Origin of the sequence: Corynebacterium kutscheri, from assembly GCF_000980835.1 — a bacterium.
Lineage (GTDB): Bacteria > Actinomycetota > Actinomycetes > Mycobacteriales > Mycobacteriaceae > Corynebacterium > Corynebacterium kutscheri.
Genome location: NZ_CP011312.1, coordinates 610,763 through 622,927, shown reverse-complemented (window position 1 = coordinate 622,927; position 12,165 = coordinate 610,763). Strand labels below are relative to the sequence as shown.

Sequence of the window (12,165 nt, the reverse complement as noted above, 5' to 3'; positions counted from 1 at the left end):
TTGTCTCACCTAGACCAGTCCCTCCACGGTTGTCATGGTGCTCAAAATTTCTTCGCGCGAAGGATTGCGCAACTCATGAACAATACGACCATCGGCAAGGAAGACAACCCGATCGGCATAAACTGCCGCAGCAGGATCATGGGTAACAATTAAAACTGTTTGTTTATCATGATCGACGGCGGTACGCAGAATACCTAATACTTCTTTGGATGAATTAGAATCCAGGTTTCCAGTGGGCTCATCGCCGAAGATAATTTCTGGACGAGCCACTAACGCACGAGCACACGCAACACGCTGCTGCTGACCGCCAGAGAGCTCTGCTGGCCGGTGTTTCAGCCGCTTGCTTAGTCCTAGGCGCTCAGTGACCTCATTAAACCACTCTTGGTCTACTTTCTTAGCCGCAATATCAAGCGGCAACGTGATATTTTCTGCAGCAGTAAGTGTAGGAACAAGATTAAAGGACTGGAAAATGAAACCAAGACGATCACGACGAAGGTTCGTCATTTCTCGTTCAGACAACCGAGCAAGGTTTGTATCGCCAATGAATGCTGCTCCAGCAGTAATTCGATCCAAACCTGCCATACAGTGCATCAGAGTTGATTTTCCAGATCCCGACGGTCCCATGATCGCAGTAAATTCCTGGGCAGCAAATTCAATATTGACATGATCAAGGGCGACAACCTGTGTTTCCCCACTACCGTATGTCTTTACAATTCCTTCGGCACGGGCAGCTATTGCCCTTGCTGGCTGCGTTGGCATAATTACAAATCCTTAAAGCTATGAAAAATAACGCTTCCAGCTTAGAGGAATAAGAAACGCGCTGCAGATAGATTTAATATCCAACTTATTTACACTATAAATGATGCGCATAAAATATACTTGCCTGCCCATGCACACCCACCACACACAAAAAGAAAGGAGAGGGAAACACATCCCACACACATTGTGCGGATGTTTCCCTCTCCCCTTCTTTTTGCTTTATCAAGTTTTAGGTTGGCGGTGACCTACTCTCCCACACCCTCCCAGGTGCAGTACCATCAGCGCAATCAGGCTTAGCTTCCGGGTTCGAAAAGGGACCGGGCGTTTCCCCAACGCTATAACCACCAACACGACTATAAACAACACAGTACACACCCCACAAACACACATGTGCTTGTTAACGTGCGTGTGCTGTGTCAGACACTGCACAGTGAACACAAACCCAACAACAACCACCACCATAAAGCAGCAGAACAACAATTATTCACGTTTCTTTGAACCCATTAACATGTTTCCCTATTTTGCCTTATTCATGTGTCAAAAAAAGGATTGTTTGTATCGGCATATTAGTACCAGTCACCTCCATGAGTTACCCCACTTCCAGACCTGGCCTATCAACCCCATCATCTCTAGGGAACCTCAAACGAAACCTCATCTCAAAACAGGCTTCCCGCTTAGATGCTTTCAGCGGTTATCCCTTCCGTACGTAGCCAACCAGCCATGCCACTGGCGTGACAACTGGCACACTAGAGGTACGTCCGTCCCGGTCCTCTCGTACTAGGGACAGCCTTCTTCAAGTTTCAACGCGCGCGGCGGATAGAGACCGAACTGTCTCACGACGTTCTAAACCCAGCTCGCGTGCCGCTTTAATGGGCGAACAGCCCAACCCTTGGGACCTACTCCAGCCCCAGGATGCGACGAGCCGACATCGAGGTGCCAAACCATCCCGTCGATATGGACTCTTGGGGAAGATCAGCCTGTTATCCCCGGGGTACCTTTTATCCGTTGAGCGACACCACTTCCACACGTAGGTGCCGGATCACTAGTCCCGACTTTCGTCCCTGCTCGAGCTGTCACTCTCACAGTCAAGCTCCCTTGTGCACTTACACTCACCACCTGATTACCAACCAAGCTGAGGAAACCTTTGGGCGCCTCCGTTACACTTTAGGAGGCAACCGCCCCAGTTAAACTACCCACCAGGCACTGTCCCCAACCCAGATCATGGGCCAAGGTTAAGGTGCTCAATCCGATCAGAGTGGTATTTCAACTTGCGACTCCACACACACTAGCGCATATGCATCAACATCTCCCACCTATCCTACACAAACCGAACCAAACACCAATACCAAGCTATAGTGAAGGTCCCGGGGTCTTTTCGTCCTGCCGCGCGAAACGAGCATCTTTACTCGTACTGCAATTTCACCGGGCCTGTGGTTGAGACAGCAGGGAAGTCGTTACGCCATTCGTGCAGGTCGGAACTTACCCGACAAGGAATTTCGCTACCTTAGGATGGTTATAGTTACCACCGCCGTTTACTGGGGCTTAAATTCTCCGCTTCGACACCACAAAAGCATCTAACAGGTCCTCTTAACCTTCCAGCACCGGGCAGGCGTCAGTCCGTATACATCAACTTCCACGTTTTCGCACGGACCTGTGTTTTTAATAAACAGTCGCTTCCCTCTATTCTCTGCGACCACCACCAGCTCAAACAGTTAGTCACCAGCAGTGGTCCCCCTTCTCCCGAAGTTACGGGGGCATTTTGCCGAGTTCCTTAACCACAGTTCACCCGAACGCCTTAGTATTCTCTACCTGACCACCTGTGTCGGTTATGGGTACGGGCCGTATATAAACATCGCTAGAGGCTTTTCTCGACAGCATAGGATCACCAACATCCCCAAAAAAGGGTACGCATCACGCCTCACCCACAAGTGGTACGGATTTACCTATACCACGGGCCACACGCTTACACCACAATCCAATAAGTGGCTCAGCTACCTTCCTGCGTCACCCCATCACTTAGCTACTACCAACGAAGATCCCACGCACACACCATGACACACACCCAAAAGGCACACACCATGACACATGGATGGTTAGTACCATTGATTCACCATGGTCGCTTACACACGGGTACCAGAATATCAACTGGTTATCCATCGACTACGCCTGTCGGCCTCGCCTTAGGCCCCGACTCACCCTGGGAAGATTAGCTTAACCCAGGAACCCTTAGTCATCCGGCGGAAAAGTTTTCCACTTCTCATTCGTTACTCATGCCTGCATTCTCACTCGCACACAGTCCACAATCGTTTCCACACACTGCTTCACACCATGCACGACGCTCCCCTACCCAAAACAACAACCAAAATTGTTGCCTTGCCGCGGCTTCGGCGGTGTACTTGAGCCCCACTACATTGTCGGCGCAGAACCACTCGACCAGTGAGCTATTACGCACTCTTTCAAGGATGGCTGCTTCTAAGCCAACCTCCTGGCTGTCTTCGCGATCCCACATCCTTTCCCACTTAGTACACCCTTAGGGGCCTTAACCGGCGATCTGGGCTGTTTCCCTCTCGACCAACGGAGCTTATCCCCCGCAGTCTCACTGCCATGCTCTCACTTCACCGGCATTCGGAGTTTGGCTGACATTGCTAAGATTGTAGTCCCGCTCAACCAACCAGTAGCTCTACCTCCGGCAAGAAACACACAACGCTGCACCTAAATGCATTTCGGGGAGAACCAGCTATCACGGAGTTTGATTGGCCTTTCACCCCTACCCACAGCTCATCCCCTCAGTTTTCAACCTAAGTGGGTTCGCGCCTCCACAACCTCTTACAGCTGCTTCACACTGGCCATGGGTAGATCACCCCGCTTCGGGTCCAGAACATGCCACTAACACACCCAATTAGGATTCGCTTTCGCTACGACTACCCCACACGGGTTAACCTCGCGACATGCCGCTGACTCGCAGGCTCATTCTTCAAAAGGCACGCCATCACCCACCCAAAAGACAGGCTCTGACGGATTGTAAGCACACGGTTTCAGGTACTCTTTCACTCCCCTCCCGGGGTACTTTTCACCATTCCCTCACGGTACTATCCGCTATCGGTTAATCCAAGTATTTAGGCTTACCGGGTGGTCCCGGCAGATTCACAGCAGATTCCACGAGCCCGCTGCTACTCGGGGACATACATCACCACACCATGCGTGTTTTCATGTACAGGACTCTCACCTTCTACGGTTAGGCATCCCAACCTAATTCCACTAACACACACACCATAGCCACTGTCCTGTCAGAAACAATGACACATACACCCCACAACACCGCACACGCAACCCCTGACAAGTATCACACGCATACGGTTTAGCCTCATCCGCGTTCGCTCGCCACTACTAACGGAATCATTATTATTTTCTCTTCCTACGGGTACTGAGATGTTTCACTTCCCCGCGTTACCTCCACAACAGCTATATATTCACCATTGGGCTACCACACATCACTGTAGTAAGGTTTCCCCATTCGGACATCCTCGGATCAACGCTTTATTGACAACTCCCCGAGGCTTAACGCAGCCTTACACGTCCTTCATCGGCTCAGATTACCAAGGCATCCACCGTGTGCCCTTCAAAACAAACAAACCAACACAAAAAACAAATAAAAAACACTAAGAACAAAGAAACAAAACACAAACACACATAAACAATGCATTCATGTTAAAAACAATAATTGCTAAAAATATTGCTAAAAAATTCGCGTCCACTATACAGTTCTCACACAACACAACCCCAACAAAAAAACAACCACACACTTTAAGTATCATTGTTGCTTTTTTGGTTGAAGCCACATATAGAACAAACCCACAAGGATTGCCCCAGACACCCAACAGCACACCAAACCACACATGAAACAACCTGTGTCATGCTCCAGCTACCCCATGATGACATCATGGATGTTTCACACACTAGTCTTTTGTTTCACCCCACCACACACAATGTGCGTGGGTGATGTGCTCCACCCGGATAAACAAAAACAAAACAAAAAATATAAGCTCCTTAGAAAGGAGGTGATCCAGCCGCACCTTCCGGTACGGCTACCTTGTTACGACTTCGTCCCAATCGCCAATCCCACCTTCGACCACTCCCTCCACAAACGTGGTTAGGCCATGGGCTTCGGGTGTTACCAACTTTCATGACGTGACGGGCGGTGTGTACAAGGCCCGGGAACGTATTCACCGCAGCGTTGCTGATCTGCGATTACTAGCGACTCCGACTTCATGGGCTCGAGTTGCAGACCCCAATCCGAACTGAGGCCGGCTTTCAGCGATTCGCTTACCCTCACAGGCTCGCAGCGCGTTGTACCGACCATTGTAGCATGTGTGAAGCCCTGGACATAAGGGGCATGATGATTTGACGTCATCCCCACCTTCCTCCGAGTTAACCCCGGCAGTCTCTCATGAGTCCCCACCAAAATGTGCTGGCAACATAAGACAAGGGTTGCGCTCGTTGCGGGACTTAACCCAACATCTCACGACACGAGCTGACGACAACCATGCACCACCTGTATACAGACCTAAAAAGGAAAAACTATCTCTAGCCCGATCCTGTACATGTCAAGCCCAGGTAAGGTTCTTCGCGTTGCATCGAATTAATCCACATGCTCCGCCGCTTGTGCGGGCCCCCGTCAATTCCTTTGAGTTTTAGCCTTGCGGCCGTACTCCCCAGGCGGGGCGCTTAATGCGTTAGCTACGGCACGAACCCCGTGGAAGAGGCTCACACCTAGCGCCCACCGTTTACGGCATGGACTACCAGGGTATCTAATCCTGTTCGCTCCCCATGCTTTCGCTCCTCAGCGTCAGTTACTGCCCAGAGACCTGCCTTCGCCATCGGTGTTCCTCCTGATATCTGCGCATTCCACCGCTACACCAGGAATTCCAGTCTCCCCTACAGCACTCAAGTTATGCCCGTATCGCCTGCACGCCCGAAGTTAAGCCCCGGAATTTCACAGACGACGCGACAAACCACCTACGAGCTCTTTACGCCCAGTAAATCCGGACAACGCTCGCACCCTACGTATTACCGCGGCTGCTGGCACGTAGTTAGCCGGTGCTTCTTATCTAGGTACCGTCACAAAAAAGCTTCGTCCCTAGCGAAAGAGGTTTACAACCCGAAGGCCTTCAATCCCTCACGCGGCGTCGCTGCATCAGGCTTGCGCCCATTGTGCAATATTCCCCACTGCTGCCTCCCGTAGGAGTCTGGGCCGTATCTCAGTCCCAATGTGGCCGTCCACCCTCTCAGGCCGGCTACCCGTCGACGCCTTGGTAGGCCATTACCCCACCAACAAGCTGATAGGCCGCGGGCTCATCCCTAACCGAAAAAACTTTCCACCACACACACTAAAATGTGGTCCTATCCGGTATTAGACCCAGTTTCCCAAGCTTATCCCGAAGTTAGGGGCAGATCACCCACGTGTTACTCACCCGTTCGCCACTCGAGTACTCTCTTGCAAGCAAGAAAGCCTTTCCGTTCGACTTGCATGTGTTAAGCACGCCGCCAGCGTTCGTCCTGAGCCAGGATCAAACTCTCCACAAAAAATAAGAAAAATTATTGGGAAAGCCCAACAACTGGCAAAAAATAAACAAAAACAATTTTTAGTATTTAACAAGCACCCACAACCATCCCCCAGCCCCTTACCCTCAACACAATAAAATCCTAAAAACTATATTGAAGAAAAAAGATAAGAAACAAGAAAACAAATCATGGTCACTTGCCGGTCACACCACAACACCATCAGTGACATCTGATCACCACAGTATCAGGCGTAAAAACAAAAACCATTATCCCCCACCACAATAAACACATATGTGAATACGTGATAAGAAAAAGAAAATATGTGTAAAACAAAAAACAATAACACACAACACAATGACCAAACACAAACACTTATTCAGCATTCATCATTAATCACTAGATTCTGTGTGTTACATGTTGTAACAAATGATTTGGCACACTATTGAGTTCTCAAACAACCCACACCCACCACACAACAAACAAATACTTGTTGCAATACAATGGGATGCTTTGGTGATCCTAGCAAATTTTTTTGCTGTTTTAAAGGATCAAGAGTTTTTATTTTCTTCGCCGCTTGGCTTGGTGTTTTGCACATGTTTGTTTGTGCTACCGGCCGCGGCGACTCACATAAAGTTACACACCACTTCACAACAACACAAATCCGCAGGTAAAAACGAAAAAAGTGCTACCAAAATATCTTTGATAACACTTATTCTCAATTTCTCACCAGTTAAAAGAGTCTCATTACTGAGAGATTCGTTCAATAGTTGCGCCTAAATTACGCAGATTCTCAACAAAGTTCGGATAGCCGCGATCAATATGATAGACATCGTGAACTTCACTGACCCCATCAGCACATAGAGCAGCAAGAACCAATCCTGCTCCAGCACGAATATCAGAACTCCACACTGGGGTAGAAGACAATTGCTCCACACCACGCAAAATCACATGGTGTCCATCCACAGTTGCATCTGCACCTAATCGCATCATTTCATCGACAAAACGGAAACGGGCCTCAAAAATATTTTCGGTGATAACAGTGGTTCCCTCAGCGATGGCAGCAATACCGATCGCCATAGGTTGAAGATCAGTAGGAAAACCGGGGAAAGGCAACGTTTGATAGTCCACAGCTTTAGGACGAGAATCCATGCGCACTCGGAAACCATTAGGATAAGTTTCTACTTCTGCCCCAGCCACCTTGAGTTTTTCTAATGTAAGGTGCAAATAACGTGGTGCAATACCACCAACGGTAATATCCCCTCGGGTCATAGCAGCAGCATATGCCCAGGTTCCGGCAACAATACGATCGCCAATAACTTCGTGCGAGGTGGGGTGAAGTGTCGAAACACCTTCGATGGTAATTGTTGAGCTACCTTCACCTTCAATCAATGCGCCCATTTGTTTCAGCATGACGCATAAATCAACAATTTCTGGTTCCCGAGCAGCATTTTCTAGCACTGTGGTGCCTTTAGCTAGGACAGCCGCGGTAACAATATTTTCGGTCGCTCCTACAGAAGGAAAATCTAATTCAATCTGGGCGCCAACAAGTTCTTTCGCCTCAGCGACAACAGCGCCATGAAGAATCTTGGTGGTAGCACCCAATTTTTCTAAACCGGATTGGTGCATATCTAGTGGACGAGAACCAATCGCATCACCACCCGGTAGCGCAACCACAGCACGCCCACAACGTGCGGTAAGCGGACCAAGTACACATACCGAAGCTCGGAATTGACGCACCGCATCAAAATCAGCATTACAAGAAACCTCGGCTGGCGTAGTGATATGCACGGTAGAACCGTCGATAAGCACCTCACAACCTAAACCAACAAGAACATCGCGCATAAGCGGGACATCCAAGATTTCCGGGCAATTAGTTAGTGTGGTCGTGCCCTCTGCCAACAAAGCAGCTGCCATAAGCTTAAGTACGGAATTTTTTGCACCTTTAACTTGGACAGCTCCTTCAAGCCGGGCGCCGCCAGTAACGAGAAATCGATCCTTCACTCCACCTACTTTATCGACAAAACTTGACTAACGTGGAGGACATGGCTGTTCACTTAACTAAGATTTATACTCGTACCGGCGACGACGGCACGACAAGTTTGTCGGATTTCTCCCGCGTAGCAAAAAATGATCCTCGGCTTATTGCTTATGCCGACTGCGATGAACTCAATGCTTCTCTTGGCGTCGCGCTTGCTTTTGGCGAATTCAACCAAGAAACCACCAGCTGCTTGCAACGCATCCAAAATGAGCTTTTCGACGCTGGAGCAGATCTGGCTACTCCTATTACCGAGAATCCCGCCTATCCTCCACTACGTATCGATGACTCCTACATCACTCGACTCGAATCCGACTGCGATAATTTTAATGCGAGCCTAACCAAGCTCAACTCTTTTATCTTGCCGGGCGGTACCCAAGGAGCAGCATTATTGCACAGTGCGCGCACAATCTGCCGTCGCGCTGAGCGTGCTGCATGGGCAGCCGTCGAAACGCATCCAGATACCACACATGTATTACCAGCAAAATATCTCAATCGGCTAAGCGACTTACTTTTTATTCTGTGCCGCGTAGCTAATAACAGTGACGATATTTTATGGGTGCCAGGCGGCGAGCGCTAATATTTCTCGTGCGCCTATTTACTACTTGTTCAGTACAATCCGATTAACTAGTAATTTAGGCGCGCGCCAACTTACTTGCGTGCTCAAATTCTTCCTTAACCTCATTCGTTGGCTCACTGCTCAATAACGTAACGATCACCATAACGACAGCATTTGCTACAAATCCAGGCACGATTTCATAAAGTGTGTCGCTTAAAGCTGAATTACCCCAAATGAAGCTAACAAATGCGCCGGTGAGCATACCAGCAAGTGCACCAGCTGCATTCAATCGCTTCCAATACAATGCGGCAAGAACTACCGGACCAAATGCAGAACCAAAACCGGCCCAAGCAAAAGCAACCAAACCAAGAATGGAATCACTAGGGTTAACAGCTAAAATACCCGCAACGACGGAAACTGCAAGCACCGCAATACGCGATAGATTAAGCATCTCTCGTTCACTCGGGGGTTGTTTCTTTAACCCACGGTAAATATCTTCTACCAATGAAGTAGAAGTAACTAGTAACTGCGAAGAAATCGTGGACATAATTGCCGCTAGCACCGCAGTGAGAATAAGGCCGGCAATAAGCGGGTGGAAAAGAATCCGTCCCATATCCAAAAAGATCGTCTCATAAGCAACCTGATCGACAATGGAATATTCTTCGTTCTGTCCAAAGAAAGCAGTACCAACAAGAGCAACAAAAAATGCTCCAGCAATACAAAAGCTCATCCAACTGACCCCAATAATGCCGCCTTGTTTTGCTTCTTGTGGGCTACGCAATGCCATAAACCTTACGACGATATGTGGTTGGCCAAAATAACCTAGACCCCAAGCAAGACTGCCCACAATCGCAAAAAAAGACACCCCATTAACCATAGAAAAATATGTCGGATTACCAATTCCATCAACATATGGTCCGTAATCATGCGCAGCCGCATAGCTAAAAATACTGGTGGGATCATCGAGGGCAAACAAAGCCATAATAGGCACGACCATCAAGGAGAAAAACATGATTGATCCTTGTACAGCGTCGGTATAACTTACCGCCAAAAACCCACCGATAAAGGTATATCCAACGGTAATCGCCGCAACGATAAGCATCCCGTCAAGATAATTGCCTCCAAAAGTAGACTCAAAATAGCGCCCGCCAGAGACCATTCCGGAAGAAACATAAAAAGTAAAAAAGACGATAATAATAACTGCGCTAACAATACGCAGGGAACGCGAAGAAGTATGGAAGCGATTCTCAAAAAAGCTAGGCAACGTCAGTGAATTATCAGCAACCTCGGTATAGGCACGCAATCGTGGTGCGATCCAGCGCCAGTTTGCCCAACAACCGATAATCAAACCGATCGCAATCCATAACTCGGAAAAACCAGTAACAAATAAGGCACCGGGAAGGCCCATAAGTAACCAACCGGACATATCCGAAGCACCTGCGCTCATCGCGGCAACAAAAGGATTAAGACCACGACCAGCGAGTACATAATCATCATATTCGTTCGTTTGCCGATAGCTCCAATAGCCGATAAGCAGCATTGCAGCCATATAAATAATGATGGCGATAATAAACCAGGTGTTCTCGCTCATATGTGTCCTTATACGTTGAGCTTTACTCTCTAAGTTCATATTTACAATGTCTTAGATGTCGTAAAAAATAATGTTAACTAAGAGTACTCAAATAAAACTGTGCTTGCATCATAAAAACCGCTCCCACGCCTGGAAGCGGTTCTTATTTTTAAGTTAATGTGTGGTGCACCTAAACCCGCAAGGTTTTTAGCTCATAGTATTATCGATGGAATTTACTACCAAAGAGTCTCCACGAACATAGCAGCACAACAGCTCTTTTAAGCCTTAAGGCAGAGCACCAATCCGGCGAGCTGCATTAACAGCCTCATAACGAGTATGCGCACCTAATTTACGCATAACAGAACGTAAGTAGCTTTTCACAGTTTCGGCGCCAATGCCCATTTCTTCAGCGGCCTCAACATTGGTATGTCCCAACGCCACACAAGAAAGAACATCTAGTTCACGAGCAGAAAGCTTAGTAGTTTGTTTTACTCGTACTGGGGCAACCATCTGGTCGCATAATTCTTCCAGTTCCGCACGTAGATCTTCTTGTTCAATACGATTGGCTAGCATCCGCAGCTTAGAGTGGGTAGACCGAATCTGCTCCCACTCGGCACCATTCATTAACCGGCCTTGTTTACTTGTTCCAGCGCGCAAGCCTTCACCTCGACGAGCCGCAGAATTAACAGCTAAGTCCTGTTCTAAAGAACGCGCTGTCATGGTGACTTCTTCAATCACCTTATCTCCTAGGCGCACCGGAGAGTGAACTCCGACATATAGGACACCACGTACTTCACGGTGCACAATAACCGGAACTGCCACAATAGAGTGCAATCCCTCGTCTTGAATGACCGAATCAAGTTCATGCGAAATTGCATGAGCTCGGGTGTAATCACTTACACCAACTGGGCGTCGGGTTGTTAGTACTCGACCACCAACGCCAGTACCAGCTTCGATAATAAGGTTTTGCAACGCTGGAGTACGCAACCCCAACCACTGAATAATCTGCAAGCGACCATCCACCAAAACCGAGGCATACATAGTAACAGGGATGCCAGTTGCAGTTTTGAGTGACGTAAGAGCTGAGCGGATAGCTTCCTCATCATCTTTGATGCGCTGCGCTTCCACCGAGTACCTCCTGAGGCGAAACATCAACAAATAAGAAACTTATTACCTAATAAGTAACATTGCTGTGTGAGTATAACGCGCTATCGGGGGTATTCCAAAGTGCAATTTTTCATACATGCAATTTCTTAGCGCCCGATTCTCGCTAAATTAGGGGGGATTTTGCCCATTTATCCGCTTTTTTCATCCCCCCTTCATTTATTAATAGTGCAGTTGCTACCCCACATGGGTGTCCCCAACTTAAACCAAAACCGCAGCTAGAAGCATTACATTAAACAATATTATGCATTTTTTGAGTTTTATTATCATTGATAATGTTCCAAAAATGAGGCCACCCCCACAGTTACCGAACAAGACAATTAAAACCGTTAAATAATCGGGAAAATTTGTGAAATAAATCGCTTTTGTAAACATACTTTTCTTTTAAACAATTCCGGCCAACCTTCGTGTTTGACCATTTAGTTATAATCATTAACCAAATACAGACAGAACCTTTCTTAAAGAAAAGACAAATCTGTCTAGCCATTTAATGTGCAACACGCTACAGTGGTCAAC

5 protein-coding genes and 3 rRNA genes are annotated in these 12,165 nt (G+C 47.9%); 1 reads left to right on the top strand and 7 read right to left on the bottom strand.

Annotated elements, in window-relative coordinates:
- Nucleotides 1-9 precede the first annotated feature (9 nt).
- From UL82_RS02895 to murA, 5 genes are all read right to left on the bottom strand, one after another.
- The gene (locus UL82_RS02895; protein ID WP_046438939.1) at nucleotides 10-759 is read right to left on the bottom strand and encodes an ABC transporter ATP-binding protein; all 750 of its coding nucleotides are present in this window, start codon (nucleotides 757-759) and stop codon (nucleotides 10-12) included.
- Between the two features lie 232 nt (nucleotides 760-991).
- Nucleotides 992-1,108, bottom strand: a 5S ribosomal RNA gene (rrf, locus tag UL82_RS02890).
- A 198-nt stretch (nucleotides 1,109-1,306) separates the two neighbouring features.
- Nucleotides 1,307-4,391: ribosomal RNA gene (locus tag UL82_RS02885) — 23S ribosomal RNA — on the bottom strand.
- Nucleotides 4,392-4,810: 419 nt separating this feature from the next.
- A 16S ribosomal RNA gene (locus UL82_RS02880) occupies nucleotides 4,811-6,342 on the bottom strand.
- Together the 16S, 23S and 5S rRNA genes form the textbook arrangement of a ribosomal RNA operon.
- Nucleotides 6,343-7,065: 723 nt before the next feature.
- Nucleotides 7,066-8,322: a UDP-N-acetylglucosamine 1-carboxyvinyltransferase gene (gene murA, locus UL82_RS02875; RefSeq protein WP_046438938.1), complete on the bottom strand. Its 1,257-nt coding sequence runs from the start codon at nucleotides 8,320-8,322 to the stop codon at nucleotides 7,066-7,068.
- A gap of 41 nt (nucleotides 8,323-8,363) precedes the next feature.
- On the opposite strand from murA, the gene UL82_RS02870 reads away from it, so the two are divergent.
- Nucleotides 8,364-8,936, top strand: a complete 573-nt coding sequence (locus UL82_RS02870) for a cob(I)yrinic acid a,c-diamide adenosyltransferase (protein ID WP_046438937.1) — start codon at nucleotides 8,364-8,366, stop codon at nucleotides 8,934-8,936.
- A gap of 55 nt (nucleotides 8,937-8,991) precedes the next feature.
- Here the strand turns inward: UL82_RS02870 and putP are convergent, their stop codons facing one another.
- Both putP and ramA read right to left on the bottom strand, forming a co-directional pair.
- Nucleotides 8,992-10,506: a sodium/proline symporter PutP gene (gene putP, locus UL82_RS02865; protein ID WP_046438936.1), complete on the bottom strand. Its 1,515-nt coding sequence runs from the start codon at nucleotides 10,504-10,506 to the stop codon at nucleotides 8,992-8,994.
- Between the two features lie 264 nt (nucleotides 10,507-10,770).
- Nucleotides 10,771-11,613, bottom strand: coding sequence for an acetate metabolism transcriptional regulator RamA (gene ramA, locus UL82_RS02860; RefSeq protein ID WP_046438935.1), 843 nt, complete (start codon nucleotides 11,611-11,613; stop codon nucleotides 10,771-10,773).
- Between the last annotated feature and the right edge of the window lie 552 nt (nucleotides 11,614-12,165).

Excerpts from the sequence above, each read along its gene's own strand:
- putP (WP_046438936.1), bottom strand. The coding sequence starts at position 10,506 with ATGAGCGAGAACACCTGGTTTATTATCGCCATCATTATTTATATGGCT.
- UL82_RS02870 (WP_046438937.1), top strand. The coding sequence starts at position 8,364 with ATGGCTGTTCACTTAACTAAGATTTATACTCGTACCGGCGACGACGGC.
- UL82_RS02895 (WP_046438939.1), bottom strand. The coding sequence starts at position 759 with ATGCCAACGCAGCCAGCAAGGGCAATAGCTGCCCGTGCCGAAGGAATT.